The organism is Promicromonospora sp. NPDC052451, from assembly GCF_044547525.1.
Taxonomy (GTDB): domain Bacteria; phylum Actinomycetota; class Actinomycetes; order Actinomycetales; family Cellulomonadaceae; genus Promicromonospora.
The window spans coordinates 36,065-52,675 of sequence record NZ_JBIUAP010000024.1; the positions used below are offsets into that span (position 1 = coordinate 36,065).

The 16,611-nt window shown below is 73.2% G+C and carries 16 protein-coding genes and 1 rRNA gene; 2 read left to right on the forward strand and 15 right to left on the reverse strand.

Features of this window, described 5'->3' with window-relative positions:
- Window positions 1-42 precede the first annotated feature (42 nt).
- The 5 genes from ACIG47_RS26305 to ACIG47_RS26325 are packed head-to-tail and all read right to left on the reverse strand — an operon-like array spanning window position 43 to window position 5,906.
- Window positions 43-1,017: an NAD-dependent epimerase/dehydratase family protein gene (locus ACIG47_RS26305; protein ID WP_397434016.1), complete on the reverse strand. Its 975-nt coding sequence runs from the start codon at window positions 1,015-1,017 to the stop codon at window positions 43-45.
- Complete coding sequence (locus tag ACIG47_RS26310) at window positions 1,014-2,693, reverse strand: class I adenylate-forming enzyme family protein (protein WP_397434017.1); 1,680 nt, start codon at window positions 2,691-2,693, stop codon at window positions 1,014-1,016. The genes ACIG47_RS26305 and ACIG47_RS26310 overlap by 4 nt, the downstream gene beginning before the upstream one ends.
- Window positions 2,690-3,952 carry a cytochrome P450 gene (locus tag ACIG47_RS26315; RefSeq protein WP_397434018.1) on the reverse strand — a complete coding sequence of 421 codons (1,263 nt, stop codon included), beginning with the start codon at window positions 3,950-3,952 and terminating at the stop codon, window positions 2,690-2,692. The genes ACIG47_RS26310 and ACIG47_RS26315 overlap by 4 nt, the downstream gene beginning before the upstream one ends.
- A complete protein-coding gene (locus ACIG47_RS26320) occupies window positions 3,949-4,734 on the reverse strand; it encodes a glycosyltransferase (protein WP_397410615.1) in 786 nt (261 codons plus the stop codon). The genes ACIG47_RS26315 and ACIG47_RS26320 overlap by 4 nt, the downstream gene beginning before the upstream one ends.
- Window positions 4,731-5,906 (reverse strand): 3-oxoacyl-ACP synthase III family protein, encoded by a 1,176-nt coding sequence (locus tag ACIG47_RS26325; protein ID WP_397434019.1) that lies wholly within the window; start codon window positions 5,904-5,906, stop codon window positions 4,731-4,733. Before ACIG47_RS26325 ends, ACIG47_RS26320 begins: the two co-directional genes overlap by 4 nt.
- Window positions 5,907-6,029: 123 nt before the next feature.
- Here ACIG47_RS26325 and ACIG47_RS26330 point away from each other — a divergent pair, with 123 nt between their 5' ends.
- Window positions 6,030-6,599 carry a Uma2 family endonuclease gene (locus ACIG47_RS26330; protein ID WP_397434020.1) on the forward strand — a complete coding sequence of 190 codons (570 nt, stop codon included), beginning with the start codon at window positions 6,030-6,032 and terminating at the stop codon, window positions 6,597-6,599.
- 7 nt (window positions 6,600-6,606) lie between these two features.
- On the opposite strand, the gene ACIG47_RS26335 is transcribed toward ACIG47_RS26330, so the two are convergent.
- From ACIG47_RS26335 to ilvD, 5 genes are all read right to left on the reverse strand, one after another.
- Window positions 6,607-7,572: an ATP-binding cassette domain-containing protein gene (locus ACIG47_RS26335; protein WP_397434021.1), complete on the reverse strand. Its 966-nt coding sequence runs from the start codon at window positions 7,570-7,572 to the stop codon at window positions 6,607-6,609.
- A complete protein-coding gene (locus tag ACIG47_RS26340; RefSeq protein ID WP_397434022.1) occupies window positions 7,569-8,381 on the reverse strand; it encodes an ABC transporter permease in 813 nt (270 codons plus the stop codon). The genes ACIG47_RS26335 and ACIG47_RS26340 overlap by 4 nt, the downstream gene beginning before the upstream one ends.
- Window positions 8,374-9,192 carry an ABC transporter permease gene (locus ACIG47_RS26345; protein WP_397434023.1) on the reverse strand — a complete coding sequence of 273 codons (819 nt, stop codon included), beginning with the start codon at window positions 9,190-9,192 and terminating at the stop codon, window positions 8,374-8,376. The genes ACIG47_RS26340 and ACIG47_RS26345 overlap by 8 nt, the downstream gene beginning before the upstream one ends.
- A 12-nt stretch (window positions 9,193-9,204) precedes the next feature.
- A complete protein-coding gene (locus tag ACIG47_RS26350) occupies window positions 9,205-9,561 on the reverse strand; it encodes a 4a-hydroxytetrahydrobiopterin dehydratase (protein ID WP_397434024.1) in 357 nt (118 codons plus the stop codon).
- A gap of 119 nt (window positions 9,562-9,680) precedes the next feature.
- Window positions 9,681-11,543, reverse strand: coding sequence for a dihydroxy-acid dehydratase (gene ilvD / locus ACIG47_RS26355; protein WP_397410629.1), 1,863 nt, complete (start codon window positions 11,541-11,543; stop codon window positions 9,681-9,683).
- A gap of 221 nt (window positions 11,544-11,764) precedes the next feature.
- Between ilvD and ACIG47_RS26360 the strand changes: the two genes are divergently transcribed.
- On the forward strand, window positions 11,765-12,205 hold the full coding sequence (locus tag ACIG47_RS26360; RefSeq protein WP_397434025.1) for a CBS domain-containing protein: 441 nt from the start codon (window positions 11,765-11,767) through the stop codon (window positions 12,203-12,205).
- Window positions 12,206-12,226: 21 nt separating this feature from the next.
- Here ACIG47_RS26360 and ACIG47_RS26365 read toward each other — a convergent pair whose 3' ends face one another.
- From ACIG47_RS26365 to rrf, 5 genes are all read right to left on the reverse strand, one after another.
- A complete protein-coding gene (locus ACIG47_RS26365) occupies window positions 12,227-12,811 on the reverse strand; it encodes a GNAT family N-acetyltransferase (protein ID WP_397434026.1) in 585 nt (194 codons plus the stop codon).
- A 40-nt stretch (window positions 12,812-12,851) separates the two neighbouring features.
- Complete coding sequence (gatB, locus tag ACIG47_RS26370) at window positions 12,852-14,372, reverse strand: Asp-tRNA(Asn)/Glu-tRNA(Gln) amidotransferase subunit GatB (protein ID WP_397410635.1); 1,521 nt, start codon at window positions 14,370-14,372, stop codon at window positions 12,852-12,854.
- Entirely contained in the window at window positions 14,369-15,895 is a 1,527-nt protein-coding gene (gene gatA, locus ACIG47_RS26375) for an Asp-tRNA(Asn)/Glu-tRNA(Gln) amidotransferase subunit GatA (protein ID WP_397434027.1), read from the reverse strand. The genes gatB and gatA overlap by 4 nt, the downstream gene beginning before the upstream one ends.
- A 14-nt stretch (window positions 15,896-15,909) precedes the next feature.
- A complete protein-coding gene (gatC, locus tag ACIG47_RS26380; RefSeq protein ID WP_397410639.1) occupies window positions 15,910-16,206 on the reverse strand; it encodes an Asp-tRNA(Asn)/Glu-tRNA(Gln) amidotransferase subunit GatC in 297 nt (98 codons plus the stop codon).
- Window positions 16,207-16,524: 318 nt separating this feature from the next.
- A 5S ribosomal RNA gene (rrf, locus tag ACIG47_RS26385) occupies window positions 16,525-16,611 on the reverse strand; the annotation flags it as partial.

The following is a 16,611-nucleotide window of genomic DNA, read 5'->3' on the forward strand; positions in this document are numbered from 1 at the left end:
GAGGTTCCACCCGTCCCCGCGCGCACGGCCCACCGGTACGGCTCACCATCGCATCGCACCGTGCAGCGACGTCGGCGCCGGGTCCACGCCCAGACGCTCCCGCAGCACCGTGAGGTCGTAGGTGCGCTCCATCGCGAGGTGGCTGATCGCGTACCGGGACAGCCGCGGTTCCCGCCCGGTCCACCGGGCGACCCGCTCCCCCGCCCAGGCCAGCACCCGCGCCAGCCGGATCGGGATGCCCACCACCTGCACCGGCCGGAACCGGGCGAACATGAGCAGCTCGATGGTCTCGTCCAGGTCCACCGGCCGCGCGTCGGCCACGTTCGCCACCAGCGGCCGGCCGGCCGCGACCTCCGGCTCGACGTCGGCGTCCAGGGCCGCCCGCACCGCACGGGCCAGCGTGTCGACGTGCGTGAGGTGCTGACGCACCTTGCCGCCGCCGGGCAACGGCAGCCAGGCGCCGACCGCCGCGGACTCGAGGCGCGGCAGCAGCGTCGTGTCACCCGGCCCGTAGACCGCGTGCGGCCGCAGCACGACGACGGGCCCGCGGTCCTCGCGCGCGGCGTCGGCCGCGAGGTACCGCTCGGCGGCGGCCTTGGTGGAGCCGTACGCGTTCATGTAGCCGCGCACGGGCGCCTCCGCCTCGGTCGCGGCCACGCTCGGCGTGCGGGGGTCGTACACGCTGCCGGAGGAGACGTGCACGAAGCGCGCCTCGGGGAACGTCTCGCGGACGGCGCGCGTGCCCTCGACGTTCACCACCCAGGCGCGCGCGTGGCTCCCGCCGTCGCCGACGGCGGCCCCGCAGTGCACCACGGCGTCGACGTGCTCGGGCCGGTCCTCCTTGGCCAAGGGGCCGTCACGCAGGTCCCAGAACTGGTGGGAGACCTGATGGAGGAGCTCCTCGGGCAGACGCGGCACGCGCCGCGAGAACGCGACGACCTCGTGCCCGTGCGCCGCGAGGTCCCGGACGACAGCGCCCCCGACAAATCCTGACGAACCGGTCACAGCCACCTTCATGCGCGCACTGTACCCGCCAGGGATGACACCCAGTTGACCAGCAACCGACGGTCAGGCTTCCGGGACCGCCCGGCGAGCGGCACCCGGGCCACCTCCACCACCAGGTCGGGCAGCGCGCCGTGGTCCAGCACGTCCCCCAGGCGTGCCGTGACCGCCCTGGTCAGCGCGGTGTCCGTGCGCACGCCGGGCCCCTCCGCACCCGCCGGGGCGTCCTCGGCGACCACCACGAGCACCACCCGCTCGTCGCCGTCCGGCACGGGAACACCGACCAGCACGGCGTCCGCCACGCCCGGCAGCTCCCGCAGGCGGGGCTCGAACAGGCCGGGGTAGATGTTCACGGTGCCCCGGATGATCATGTCGCGGTTGCGCCCCACGAGCACGATCCGGCCCCTCGCGTCCCGGTAGGCCAGGTCGCCGGTGCGGTGCTCGGTCGCGGGCGGGCGTCCGGAGTCGACGTCCGACAAGTAGCCGGCCATGAGGGACGGGCCCGTCAGGACGAGCTCCCCCACCGCATCACCGTCCCCCACCGCACCACTGTCCCCCACCGCATCGCCCTCGCCCGCCGCGTCGACGACGGTCGTGTCGATCCGCACCCCGATGCCGTCGAGCGGCCGGCCGACCAGGTCCCCGGACCCCGCCGCCGCGATCTTCTCGTCGGCGTCGGTCACCGCGGCGGGCAGGATCTCGGTGGCCCCGTAGACCGCGAGCCAGCGCGTGCCCGGCAGCACCCGGCGAGCCCGTTCGAGCAGCGCCACCGTGACGGGCGCGGCGCCCACGGCCAGCACGGCCGGGCCCACGGCGGCCGTACCCGTCGACCGTCCCTCCAGGACATCGAGCAACGCGGTCACGTCCGCGGGCACCAGGAACGACGAGTCCGCACCCGCGACCCCGCGCGCGAACGCCTCGGGCGCGTCCTTGGGCGCCCGCGCCGGGATCTCCCACGTGCCGCCCGCCAGCAGCGCCGGCAGGCCGAGGAACATCTGGTCGGTGTGCGCCCGCTGCCCCGGTCGCAGGTCACCCACCTGCGCGAACAGCCCGAGCATCCCGCCGAGCGTGCGCGCGGTGTGCACCACGGCCTTCGGGTCCGACGTCGTGCCGGACGTGAACACCACGAGCGCTACGGCGTCGAGGTCGCTCCCGCCGTCGGGCCGTGCCTCGGGGGCCGGTGTCGTGCGCCCGAGCCGTGCCACCCGCCGGGCACCGCGCGGGACGCCGGGGAGCCACGGCCCCGCGTAGAGGTGCCGCACCGGCAGGCGGCCGTAGTCCGGGAGCAGCAGGCCGCGCGAGCGCGCGACCCGGCGCAGCGCCCCCGACGACACCGCGTACAGCAGCGACTCCGTCGCCGCCCACCGCGGCCGCGCCGCCGCGATCCTTGCGGCGAACAGCTCCGGCGTCGAGCCGGGGTCCACGAAGACGACGGCGCCGCCCGCACGCAGGACGGCGAGGCACAGGACCACACCCTCGGGCCGGGGCCGGATGCTGAACAGCACCCGGTCGCCAGGAGTCATGCCCAGCGTCCGCAGCCCGGACGCGGTGCGCTCGACGCGTTCCGCGAGGTCGCCGAAGGTGACCTCCTCGCGCACGCGGGCGCCGTCGCGACCGCCGAACCAGCGCAGCGCGACGGCGTCGGGCGTCCGGCGCGCCAGGGTGTCCAGGGCGTCGAGGAAGTGGGTCATGCGGCGTCCTTCGCCAGCCGCAGCTCCAGCGACCGGTAGGCCGGGACCAGCACGCCGCGCTCGGCCCGGCGCCGTCCCACGACGGGGACGCGGCCGTCCGTCGCGGCGGCCGCGAGCGCGTCCAGGACCGCGTCCACCTGCGCCGTCGCCAGCGGCATGCCGAGGCAGAAGTGCGGGCCGGCCCCGAACCAGAGGTGCCGCACCGCGGGGTCGACCGGGCGGCCGGGGTCGAAACCGCCGGCCGCCCGGCAGCAGTTGACGGTGGCGATCACCACGCGGTCCCCCGCGGCGACCGGCACGTCCGCCACGGACGTCGCGGCCCGCACCGACCGCAGCATCGCCGGGGTCGGCACCGTGACCCGCAGCCCCTCCTCGACGGCCCGACGGCGCAGCTCCGCGTCGCCGCCCAGCAGGCGGCCGGTCCAGCCGGTGTCGTGCGCGATCGCCAGGAGGCGGGGCACGAACGACTGGACGGTCTCGGTCCCGGTCAGCACGAAGGCCCCGACGGCGCCCATGGCCTCGCGCTCGGAGAGGCCCAGGTCGCGCATGCGCCCGGGCACGGTCGCCGGGTCGCCCGCACGGTAGGCGGCGCGTGCGGGTGCGGTCAGCCGGTCGAGCACCGCGCGCGCCCGGGCCACCTGGGCCCGCGTGAGCCCGTGCCGGTGCAGGCGCACCATGCCGGTGATCGTCCGGGCCGCGACCATCGCGGAGCGCACCGCGTCGTCCGTCGGCGGCAGGCCCACCATCCCGCAGATCACGGCTCCCGCCTGGGCCGTCACGACGGCAGCCAGGTCCACGCCCTCCCCCGCGGCGAGCCGGCGCGTCAGGTCCGGCAGCACGCCGGATCGGTTCTCGCCGTCGTCCCCGGTGCCGGACACGAGCTGCCGCACCGCGCGCGGCGAGAACAGGGGCCCGAGCGTGCGCCGCAGCGCGGCGTGCTCGGCCCCCTCCATGTTGAGCAGCACGGACGGCCCGAGCACGGGCGTCCACAGGTCCGACGGCGCCCCGGGGCCCACCTTCGAGAAGTGGTCCAGGTCGAGCAGCACCTCCCGCGCCAGGGCGGCGTCGCTCACGATCACCCCGATGCGCGGCACCCGCACGACCGGACGGTGCCGTGCCGACCGGATCGCGGGGTAGGCGAGCGGGTGCGCGGCCCGCTGGACGCGTTCTTCCCAGTGCGCCTCGGGCGGTTCAGCACGCCGGCGCGCGGTCGCACCCGGCACGCTCGTCCCGGCGGCGTGGGTGAGGTGGGCCGTCATCGGATGTCCACCACGTCGGGCCGGTAGCGGTGGTCGGCGTACCAGCCGAGGGTGCGGACCAGCCCCCACGCGTGCACGCGCCGGGTCGACGCCCGCACCCAGACCTCGCGGTGCTCGGCGTACCGCGTGGTCAGCCGGCGGACGGCGTTGACCAGGGCACGGTCCTCGTGCACGTCCTCGATCCGGGTGCGCGGGAACCCCCCGGCGCGCTCGTACAGCGAGGCGGTGATCGCCATGTTGCAGCCTGGCGTCATCACGTACGGGCCGAGGTAGCCGTCGTCCTGGTTGCCCGGGCGGACCTTGCCGAACGTGCTCGACGCCCACAGCGCGAACGACAGCACGCCCTGCTGGAACCGCGAGACCGGCAGGTCGTCGGTGCGCGGCACGAGCCGCCCGGCGACGAGCTCGTCACCACCCGCGAAGGCTTCGCGGACCGCGCGGGTCCAGCCCGGCGGCGGCAGGCAGTCCGCATCGGTGCGGGCCAGCAGCTCGGCCCCCAGCGCGATGGCGGCCCGCATGCCGGTGTCGGCCGCGGCACCGGTCCCCTTCTCGGGCTCGTCGACCACGCGCCAGCGCAGCCGCCCCCACTCGGCGGCGGCCTTGCGCGCGACGTCGGCGGTGCCGTCGGTGGACCCGTTGTCCACCACCACGAGGTCGAAGTCGTCGTCCTCCTGCGCGTGCAGCGCCTCCAGCGTGCGCAGGATGCCGTGCTCGTGCGCCTCGTTCAGCGCGGGGACGACGACGGCGAGCCGCGGCCGGTCCGCGCCGGGTGCCGGGGTCACCAGCGCACCACCATCGCGCCCATGCTGATGCCGCCGGCCAGACCGAGCAGCAGCACGACGTCGCCGCGGTGCAGCCGGCCGGACTCCAGGGCGGTGACGAGCTGCAGCGGCAGGGTGGCCGAGGCGATGTTGCCGTGGTCGGCCACCGTGACGACCGTGCGGTCGGCGGGCACGCCGAGCGCACGGTGGACGTCCGCGAGATAGCCGACCGCGACCTGGTGCACCGCGACGAGCGCCACGTCGTCCATGGTCACGCCCGCCCGGTCCAGGGCCTCGCTGACCGGGCCGGGCCCGATCGCCAGGAACGCCTCCCGCAGGCGGGAGCCGTCGATCTCGAAGTAGCTCCGCTCGGGGTCGCGCGGGTTCACCGTGCCGCCCGCGGGCAGCATGCCGACGTCCCAGTGCTGCGACTCCGCGGCGAACACGGACCCCAGGATGCCCGACGGCGGCCCGGCGTGCTCCGCGAGACCGGCCAGCTCGGCAGCGAGCTCGTCCTCCAGACTGCCGGTCCCGGTCGCCTCGACGAGGACGGCGGCCCCGGCGTCGGACATCGTGTAGCCAGGGGCGGACATCGCGTAGGTGCGCCGGTCCGGCACGTCCCACCGGACGCCGCGCGAGGGCATCTCACCGCTCGCCACGAGCACGCGCCGGTAGCGGCCGGTGCCGATCAGCGCCTCGGCCACCTCGATGCCGTTGAGCACGGAGTTGCAGGCGTTCTTGACGTCCATCACCGGGGCGCGCACCCCGAGCTTCGCGGCGACGATGTGGCACGTGGCGGGTTCGATCATGTCCTGCGTCGCGGACGCGAAGATCAGCAGGTCGACGTCGGCCGGCCCCAGCCCCGCCCGGTCCAGCACCGTTCGGGCGGCGGCGACGGCGAGGTCCGAGGCCTGCTGGTCGTCGTCGGCCACGTGGACGGTGCGCACACCCGTCAGGCGCGACACCATCGGTACGCGCGGCGCGACGGCCGGGTTCCTGCGGTGCAGCTCTCGCTCGGCGGTGGCCACGTCGCGGGTGCGCCCGGGCAGGTGCACGGCGACACCCGCGATGCGGGCGACGGGACGTGGAGCGGGGTGCGGCGGCACCGCGGGCGCGTCGGCGCGGGCCGTCGAGGAGGAGCGGACGGCTCGGGCGGTGACCGTGGGCGGCGCGACGGCCGGTTCGGGAAGCACGCGGCACAGGCTAGCGGTCCCCCGCGCGCACAGGCGGGCTAGATGTATTAACGTCTAGACATGCGATCGACAGCGGCAGCAGCCAGTCATGACACGACAGGTGCGCGTTGCTACCGTGGTGACATGGCTGAGCTCCCCGACTGGATGCGCCCCCCGCGCCCGGAGGGCTGGCTCGCCGAGGACCTGGACAATCTGCCGGACGCTCCCCGCCACACCGAGCTGATCGACGGAGCCCTCGTCTTCATGATGTCCCCCCAACGCAACTGGCACCGGCGTGTTATCCACGCCCTCCACGGCACCCTCGCCGCGCAAGCGCCCGAGGGGATCGAGATCAACAGCGGGATGACCGTTCGTCTGGACAGGTACAACCGGCCGGAGCCCGACGTCATCGCGTCGACGGCCACGATCGACCGCAACGCGACCTGGTACGAGGCCGAGGACGTCGTGCTCGCGATCGAGGTGGTCTCACCCGAGTCCCAGCACCGCGACAACGCCGTGAAGCCGCACAAGTATGCCGAGGCCGGTATCGCCCACTTCTGGCGCGTCGAGGACGTCGACTCCGTCACGACGGTCCATGTCTACGAGCTCGACACCCTGACCAAGACCTACGTCCCGGTCGGCATCTTCCGCGACACGCTCAAGGTGGACCTGCCGTTCCCGATCGAGCTGGACGTCCAGGCCCTGTACGGCTGAGGGCAGCTCAGGCCCGCGTGGCCCGGTAGATCTCGCGGACCACGTCCTCGATGTCGGGCTCCTCGACGGACAGGTCCAGCACCTCCACCCGCTCGGAGACCGCGGCGAGCACGCGTGCCGCCGTCGTGCGCTGCGGGTCGAACGCGAGACGCTGGCGCAGGCCGCCCGACTCGCTGCGGACGTGCTCCGTACCTGCCACGTCCACCAGGTCGGGGCTCGCCGCCGCGAGGTCCACCACGAGCTCACGGCGTGCACCGACCGTGCGGGCCAGGCCCCCGAGCGTGCCGTCGAACGCGAGCCGCCCGCGGTCCACGACGAGGATCCGGTCGCACAGCCGCTCGACGTCGCCCATGTCGTGCGTGGTCAGCAGCAACGTGGTGCCGTGCTCGCGCCGCTGCGTCACGAGGAACTCGCGCAGCCGCTGCTTGGAGAGCACGTCCAGGCCGATGGTGGGCTCGTCGAGGATCAGCAGCTCCGGCCGGTGCAGCAGGGCGGCCGCCACCTCGGCCCGCATCCGCTGTCCCAGCGAGAGCTGGCGCACCGGGGTGCCGAGGAACGCGCCCATCTCCAGCATCTCGACCAGCTCGGCGGTGCGGGTGCGCTCCTCGCCGGCGGAGAGCGAGTGGATCGCCGCGAGGATCGAGAACGACTCGTGCACGGGCAGGTCCCACCAGAGCTGCGAACGCTGCCCGAACACCACGCCGACCCGGCGGGCGAGCGCACGGCGCTGCTTGAGCGGGTGCAGGCCCACCGTCGTCACCCGGCCGCTGGTCGGTACGAGGATGCCGACGAGCATCTTGATGGTGGTCGACTTCCCGGCGCCGTTCGCGCCGATGTAGCCCACGGACTCCCCGGCCCCGACGGTCAGGTCGAGCCGGTCGACGGCGACGTGCCGGGTCCGGCGCAGCCGGTTGCCCCGCTGGGGCCGCCCCGTGAACACCCGGGTCAGCGCCTCGGTCTCGATGACGTTCATCCACCCGCTCCTCGGTAGTGACGTAGTCCCCAGCGCCAGCAGAGCCCGGCCACGACCACGGACCAGAGCGCGGCGACCGGCGCGCACCAGCCCAGCCAGGCGGGCAGTCCGGCGACGCCGGGCACCCCCAGCAGGGTGGTGACCGGCAGGTACGCCGCGAAGGCCACAGGAAAGACGGTGCCGAAGAGCACCAGCAGGGCGCGGGGCCAGACGGTCGCGGGCTGGGTGGCCGCGTACCGGCCGCCGTAGACGAACGCGTTGGTCATCTCGGCGCCGTTGATCAGGAAGAACTGCAGGCCCGCCGCCGTGACGAACTGGGCCGTGAAGATGACGAACCCGCAGACCAGGGCCAGCACCAGCAGGCCGACGGCGGCCGGGCCCCAGTCGATGTCGTTGAGCACGAGGCCCACCACGAGCGCGGACGCCCCCACCAGGCTGCGGGCCAGCCGGCGCAGGCTGAGGTCGCTCGTCACGAGCTGGGCCAGCACGGGCTGCGGCCGCAGGAAGAAGACGTCGAGCGTGCCCGCACGCACGTAGGTCGGCAGTCTGTCGCAGTGTCCGGCCACCAGGTCGGCCAGGCAGAAGGCGAGGTCGGCCAGGCCGAACACGAGCAGCACCTGGGCGAGCGAGAACCCGCCGATCTGGTCGGCGGCCGTGTACAGGACCCAGACCTCGGTGAACTCGATGACACCGACCAGCAGCGCCCCGACCAGGTCCATGCGGAAGCTCGCGCGGTGGCTCGCCTGCGAGCGGGCACGGCTGGCGAGGACCGCCCGGTAGGCGCGCAGGTGAACCCTCGGCTCAGCCACCCTGCACCTCCAGCCTGCGGCGTCCCGCGCGCGTGGCCAGGTGCCCCGCGACGAGGACCGCCGCGAGCCAGCCGAGCTGCACGCCGATGTGCTGCCCGGCGTCCCACCCGGTGACCCGGCCGGACAGCACGTCGATCGGGAGCTGCATCATCGACGGGAACGGCGTGGCCAGCGCGAGGGTCAGCAGCCAGTCGGGGTAGAGGTAGATCGGCGTGTACAGCCCGGCGAGGAACCCGGAGAGCGACATGTAGAGCACGCTGACGCCGCGGGTCTCGACCAGCCAGAAGCCCGTCGTCGCCACGACGTAGACGGTCGCGTGCGAGATGGCGATGCCGATCAGCAGGCTGAGCAGCCCGAGCGCGGAGGCGGCGGCGTCCGGGGGCAGCGCCATCCCCGACACGAGAACGCCGATGGCGACGCTGGGCAGGCCGCGCGGCAGCAGCGCGAACAGCCCCTTGCCGATGTCGGTCAGGACGTTCGCGGCCTGCACGCTGACGGGCCGGAGGAAGTCGACGGCGACGTCGCCGGACCGGATCCTGGCCTGCAGGTCGCTGCCGCCCCAGAAGTTGACCGAGCCGAGCATGCCCTGCCCCAGCCAGACGAACGCGGCCATGGTGGCCGCGGAGTAGCTGGCCAGCTCACCGCCGGAGCTGTCGACAGCCGCACCCATGATCCCGCCCTTGAGCAGGCCGAACGTCGCGTTGGCCGTCAGCCCCGCGAGCGTCGCCAGCGGGTACGCGGACTGCCCCCGGAACCCGGCCACGAGGAACCGCCAGTAAGGGTTCCTGGCCGGGAGGGGGAGCGAGCGCACAAACGCGAGACGCTACCCGGCGATCGGCCCGGCGTCATCCTGATTTCCCGACACCGTCCAGGCCCCGCGGTCGGCGGCGATGCTGAGCTCGCGCGCAGCCGCCGAGATCTCGCGGGCCAGGGCGAGGTCGCGCCGCGACAGGCCGCCGATGTCGTGCGACGTGGTACGCACCGTGACGCTGCCGTACCGCAGGTCGACGTCCGGGTGGTGGTTCGCGGACTCGGCGAGCACGCCGATGCGCGTGACCAGCCGCAGTCCCGTCGCGAACGACCCGGTGGCGTAGCGCACCACGGCGGCACCTGCCAGCACGCGCCAGTCGCTCACGCCCTCACCCGCCGTGAACTCTCCGGCGGTGATCGCGTCACTCATCTATCGCTCCCTGTGTCGGTGGACCGTCTCGAACGGCCGGGACACCACCATGGCACGGGAGTCCGACACCCCGGTAGGCGGTCGGCCGGGCCCGGCCCGCATGCCGGGCCCAGCCTGTGTCAGCCGCGCCGCAACCGGGCGACGTCGCGCACGGCGCCCCGGTCGGCCGACGTCGCCAGCGCCGCGTAGGCCTGGAGCGCCGGGGACACGTACCGGTCACGGGCGACGGGCTGCCACGGCCGCTCCGACGACTCCATCTTGGCGCGCCGCTCGGCGAGCACCTCGTCGGGCACGTTGACGCGGATCATGCGGGTGTCGACGTCGATCTCGATCTCGTCGCCGTCCTCGATCAGGCCGATCGTGCCGCCCGCGGCCGCCTCCGGGGAGACGTGCCCCACGGAGATGCCGCTGGACCCGCCGGAGAACCGGCCGTCCGTGATCAGCGCGACCTGCTTGCCCAGACCGCGCCCCTTGATGAACGACGTCGGGTACAGCATCTCCTGCATGCCCGGGCCCCCGGCGGGACCCTCGTAGCGCACGACCACGACGTGACCGGGCTTGACCTGCTTGGTCAGGATCTTCTCGACGGCGTCGTCCTGCGACTCGCAGACCAGCGCCTTGCCCACGAAGTGGAAGACGTCGGGGTCGACGCCCGCCGTCTTGAACACGGCGCCGTCCTCCGCGAGGTTGCCGCGCAGCACGGCGAGCCCGCCCTCGACGGTGTAGGCGTGCTCGACGTCGCGGATGCAGCCGCCCGCGCCGTCCGTGTCGAGCGACTCCCACTGGTTGTTCGTGGAGAACGCCTGCGTGGTGCGCACGCCGCCCGGGGCCGCGTGGAACAGGCCGAGCGCGCGCTCGGTGGCCTTGCCGCCGCGGATGTCCCAGTCGTCGAGCCACGCGCGCAGCGTGGGGGTGTGCACCGAGGTGACGTCGTGGTCGAGCAGGCCGCCCCGGTCGAGCTCGCCCAGCAGGGCGGGGATGCCACCCGCCCGGTGCACGTCCTCCATGTGGTAGTCCGGGTGGTTGGGCGCCACCTTGGACAGGCACGGCACCCGGCGGCTGATGTCCTCGATGTCGGCCAGCGTGAAGTCGACCTCGGCCTCCTGCGCGGCGGCCAGGATGTGCAGCACGGTGTTGGTGGAGCCGCCCATGGCCACGTCGAGCGCCATCGCGTTGGCGAACGCCGCCTTGGTGGCGATGCCGCGCGGCGCGGCGGTGTCGTCCTCGTCCTCGTAGTACCGGCGCGCCAGGTCCACGATGGTGCGGCCGGCCTCCAGGAACAGCTCCTTGCGGGCGGCGTGCGTGGCCAGCGTCGAGCCGTTGCCCGGCAGCGACAGGCCGAGGGCCTCGGTGAGGCAGTTCATGGAGTTGGCGGTGAACATGCCGGAGCACGAGCCGCACGTGGGGCACGCGTTCTCCTCGACCAGGCCGAGCGCGGCGTCGTCCACGTTCTCGTCCGCCGAGTAGTTGATCGCGTTGATCAGGTTCAGCGGGGTCTTCGCGACGCCGTTCGCCACGACCGCCTTGCCGGCCTCCATCGGGCCGCCGGACACGAAGATCACCGGGATGTTCAGCCGCAGCGCGGCGTTCAGCATGCCGGGCGTGATCTTGTCGCAGTTGGAGATGCACACCAGCGCGTCGGCCGTGTGCGCCTGCACCATGTACTCCACGGAGTCAGCGATCAGGTCGCGGCTGGGCAGCGAGTAGAGCATGCCGGCGTGGCCCATCGCGATGCCGTCGTCGACGGCGATCGTGTTGAACTCCTTGGCGACGCCGCCGGCCTCGCGGATCGCGGAGGCCACGAGGTCACCCATGTCCTTGAGGTGTACGTGCCCCGGCACGAACTGCGTGTACGAGTTCGCGATCGCGATGATCGGCTTCCCGAAGTCCTCCGAGCCCATGCCCGTGGCGCGCCAGAGCGCGCGGGCACCGGCCATGTTGCGGCCGTGGGTGGAGGTCCGGGAGCGCAGGGGACGGCTCATGACGGTTCAGCTCCTTCGATGGCTGGACGGGCCGCGCGGGAGGCCGGGCACTGTGCGGGGCGGGCGGCCTCTGCACGCTACCTCCGGTGCGCGGGGATGGACACCCGGCGTCCACAGGGTGACCCTGCCCCCCTACCTCAACCCTGGCGGGTGCCGTACGGTCGTACCAGGGAGCCCGCAACGACGCGGATCCTGGCGTGCACGCGACGGAGGTGCTCGACATGCGAGTGACAGAAGCATTGCGGCGCAAGGGCGGTTCGGTGGTCACGATCTCCCGGGACCGCAGCGTGCGCGACCTGCTGGCGCTCCTGGCCGAGCACGGCATCGGCGCGGCCGTCGTGTCCGACGACGGCGTCCGTGTCGACGGCATCGTCAGCGAGCGGGACGTCGTGCGTCGGCTGCACTCCGACGGCGACGTCATCCTGGACGGCACCGTCGAGGCCATCATGACCGCCGCCGTGCACACCTGCGGACCCGAGGCCACGCTCGACGAGCTGATGCCGGTGATGACGGAGCACCGCGTGCGCCACGTCCCCGTGCTCGTCGACGCCCGGCTGACCGGGATCGTGAGCATCGGGGACGTGGTCAAGCACCGGATCGCCGAGGTGCAGGCCGAGCGCGACCAGCTCACGGCCTACATCACCGGCGGGCCGGGCGCCTAGGCCCTCGCCCGGCCCTCGGGCTCAGCCCAGAGTGGCCCGGTACTCCTCCTCGAGAATGCTCATCACGATCGCGTCCGCCCACGTCTCACCGTCCCGGTAGACGTCGCGCAGGCGGCCCTCCTCACGGAACCCGAGCGACTCGTACAGCGCCTGTGCCCTCGGGTTGATGCTGAGCACGTCCAGGCTCACCCGGTGCAGGCCCGGACCGGGCTCGCCGTCGGCGCCGTCGAACGCGAAGCGCAGCACCTCCAGGATGGCCTCCCGGCCGTACCCGCGGCCCCGGTAGTTCGGGAGGAGCTGGAGCCGCAGGTTGGCCGAGCGGGCGTGCTCGTCGAGGTCGTTGAGCACGATCTCGCCGATCATCTCGTCGCTGACGGGCTTGCCGTCCCGGACCGCCGCGGGGCAGATCGCCCAGTCGTAGCGGCCGGGCCGGTCGCTGACCGTGCTCGCCCACTCGTCGATCTGGTCGCGCGTGAAGGTGGCGGTGGTCCCCGTCAGGCGGGTTCCCTCCGGATCCTGGACCGCCTCCCACAGGCGTTCCGCGTCGCGCGCCTCGACGGGACGCAGCCGCATCATCTCGCCGTGCAGGCGCGGCCCCCGGGTCATGCGGCCGGCCTCACAGCCCCCCGCAGCACGGCCCGGCAGGTCACTGACCGATCCGATCCAGCACGAGCTCCCGGACCCGCTTGGCGTCAGCCTGTCCCTTGGTCGCCTTCATGACCGCGCCGATGATCGCGCCGACCGGACCCTGGTTGCCGCCGCGGACCTTCTCGACGATGTCGGGCTGAGCCGCCAGCGCCTCGTCGATCGCGGTGAGCAGGGCACCGTCGTCGGACACGACCTCGAGGCCCCGCGCCACGACGACCGCCTCCGGGTCACCCTCGCCGGCGAGCACGCCGTCGAGCACCTGGCGGGCGATCTTGTCGTTGATGCGGCCGGACTCGACGAGGTCCTGCAGCTGCGCGACCTGCGCCGGCGTGACCGTGAGGTCCTCCAGCGCGATCTCGTCCTGCTTGGCCCGGCGGGCCAGCTCGCCCATCCACCACTTGCGCGCGCCGGCGGCGTTCGTGCCCGCGGCGATCGTCGCCTCGATCAGGTCCATCGCGCCCGCGTTGACGACGTCGCGCATCTCGGCGTCGGCGTATCCCCACTCGCCCTGCAGCCGACGCCGCCGGGCGACGGGCATCTCCGGCAGGGAGGCGCGGATCTCCTCGACCCACTCGCGGCTCGGTGCCACGGGGACCAGGTCGGGCTCGGGGAAGTAGCGGTAGTCCTCGGCGTCCGACTTCACGCGGCCCGACGACGTGCTGCCGTCCGTCTCGTGGAAGTGGCGCGTCTCCTGGATGACCGGGAGGCCCGCGTCGAGCACGCCGGCCTGACGGGACACCTCGTAGCGCACGGCACGCTCGATCGAGCGGAACGAGTTCACGTTCTTGGTCTCGGTGCGCGTGCCCAGCGGCGCGTCGGGGCTCGGGCGCAGCGACAGGTTCACGTCGGCGCGCACGTTGCCGCGCTCCATGCGGGCCTCGGACACGTCCAGCGTGCGGAAGATGTCGCGGAGCGTCTGCACGTAGGCGCGCGCGACCTCGGGGGCCCGCTCGCCGGCGCCCTCGATCGGACGCGTGACGATCTCCACGAGCGGGATGCCCGCGCGGTTGTAGTCGACCAGCGAGTACTCGGCGCCGTGGATGCGGCCGGACGTGCCACCCACGTGGGTGTTCTTGCCGGCGTCCTCCTCCATGTGCGCGCGCTCGATCTCGACGCGGAACACCGCGCCGTCCTCGAGCTCGACGTCGATCCAGCCGTCGTAGGCGATGGGCTCGTCGTACTGCGAGGTCTGGAAGTTCTTGGGCACGTCCGGGTAGAAGTAGTTCTTCCGGGCGAACCGGCAGCTCTCCGCGATGGTGCAGTTCAGCGCGAGACCGATCCGGATCGCGTACTCGACGGCCTTGCCGTTCACGACGGGCAGCGCGCCCGGCAGCCCGAGGCTGACGGGGGTCACCTGCGTGTTCGGCTCGCCGCCGAACGAGACCTCGGCGGCGCAGAACATCTTGGTCAGCGTGCCGAGCTCCACGTGGACCTCGATGCCGAGCACCGGGTCGTAGCGGCGGACGGCGTCCTCGTAGGCGACCAGAGGCGTCGCCGTCGCGGGGGTCTGCACAGTCATCGGGCGAGCTCCGTGGTCTTGAGTTCGGGTGCCTTGTTCAGCAGGGGTCCGCCCCAGCGCGACTCGAGAGCCGCCTCGAGGGCCGCGCCCACGCGGTACATCCGGTCGTCCGCCTTGGCGGGGGCCAGGATCTGGAAGCCGACCGGCAGGCCGTCGTCGGAGAGGCCGTTCGGCAGGGACATGCCCGGGACGCCCGCCAGGTTCGCGGGGATGGTCGCGACGTCGTTGAGGTACATCGCGAGCGGGTCGTCGAGCTTCTCGCCGAACTTGAACGCCGTGGTGGGCGCCGTGGGCGAGACCAGGACGTCGGCCTTCGCGAACGCGGCCGAGAAGTCGCGCTGGATCAGCGTGCGGACCTTCTGCGCGCTGCCGTAGTAGGCGTCGTAGTACCCGGCCGAGAGGGCGTAGGTGCCGAGGATGACGCGGCGCTTGACCTCGTCGCCGAAGCCCGCGCCGCGGGTGGCGCCCATGACTCGCTCCGCCGTGACAGGGCCCTCGGCCGGCTCGACGCGCAGGCCGAAGCGCATGCCGTCGAACTTGGCCAGGTTGCTGGACGCCTCGGCCGGCATGATCAGGTAGTAGGCGTCGAGCGCGTAGGCGAAGCTGGGGCAGGAGACCTCGACGATCTCCGCGCCCAGCCCGCGAAGCTGCTCCAGCGACTCGTCGAACCGCGCGGACACACCGGCCTGGTAACCCTCGCCGGACAGCTCCTTGACCACGCCCACGCGGACGCCCTTGAGGTCGCCCTGCGCGCCCAGCCGAGCGGCCGCGACGACGCCCGGCACCGGCTCGTCGATCGACGTCGAGTCATGCGGGTCGTGCCCGCCGATGAGCTCGTGCAGCAGTGCGGCGTCGAGCACCGTGCGCGTGACCGGACCCGCCTGGTCGAGCGAGGAGGCCATGGCGATCAGGCCGTAGCGGGAGACGCCGCCGTAGGTCGGCTTCACGCCGACCGTCCCGGTCACGGCACCCGGCTGACGGATCGACCCACCGGTGTCGGTCCCGATCGCGAGCGGTGCCTCGAAACCGGCCACGGCGGCCGCGGAGCCACCGCCGGACCCACCGGGGATCCGGTCGAGGTCCCAGGGGTTCTTGGTGTTGCCGAACGCGGAGTGCTCCGTCGAGGAGCCCATCGCGAACTCGTCCATGTTGGTCTTGCCGAGGATCGGCAGGCCGGCCGCCTTGATGCGCTCCACGAGGGTCGCGTCGTACGGCGGGATCCAGTTCTCGAGGATCTTCGACCCCGCGGTGGTGGGCAGGCCCTTGGTCACGACCACGTCCTTGACCGCGATGGGCACGCCGGCAAGGGGGTGCAGCTCCTCGCCAGCGGCGCGGCGGGTGTCGACGTCGGTGGCCGTGGCCAGGGCCTCCTCGGCGGAGACGTGCAGGAACGCGTGCAGGTCACCGTCGACGGCGGCGATACGGTCCAGGTGGGCCTGCGTGGCCTCGACGCTGGAGACCTCCTTGCCCGCCAGGGCGGACGCCAGGGCGGACGCGCTGAGGCGCGTGATGTCGTTCGTCATGTCGTTGCTTCCCATCACTCTTCGCCGAGGATCTGCGGGACCGCGAAGCGGCCGTCCTCCTGCTGCGGGGCGCCCGCCAGGACGTCCTGGACCGGCAGGGCCGGCTCCGGCACGTCGTCTCGGAACACGTTGGTCAGCGGGAGGGGGTGGCTCGTTGCCGGCACGTCTGCGGTGGCGACCTCGCTCACGCGAGCGATGGACTCGACGATCACGTCGAGCTCACCGGCGAGGCGATCGACCTCGTCGGGCCGCAGGTCGATCCGTGCCAGCGCAGCCACGCGCGCAACCTCGTCACGGGAGATGGTGGACATGGCCGCAAGTCTAGTCTCCGGAGGCCATCCGATCTCCCGGATCGCGGCCTGTGCACTGTGAAATCTGTGCAACGCGCCGGCCCGCTCCAGGGGCGACGTCCGGCCTCCGGGACGGCAGAGGGCCCGGGGCCGTCCGGCCGTGGGCGGGAAGCACGCAGCCCCCCGGGACGACGAGCGTCTCCCCAGGGGCTGTCAGGAAGCGGTGAGGTTCCCGCGGTGCCGGCGATCGGCAGGCGGTGCAGGAGCAGAAATGCGTGTGGGGGTGGGAACATGTCCCCGTTGACGGGTTCATGTTCCCACCCCCACACGGGAATGGTTGTCCGGCGGCGTCCTACTCTCCCACCCCGTCTCCAGGGCAGTACCATCGGCGCTATGAGGCTAAGCTTCCGGGTTCGGAATGGGACC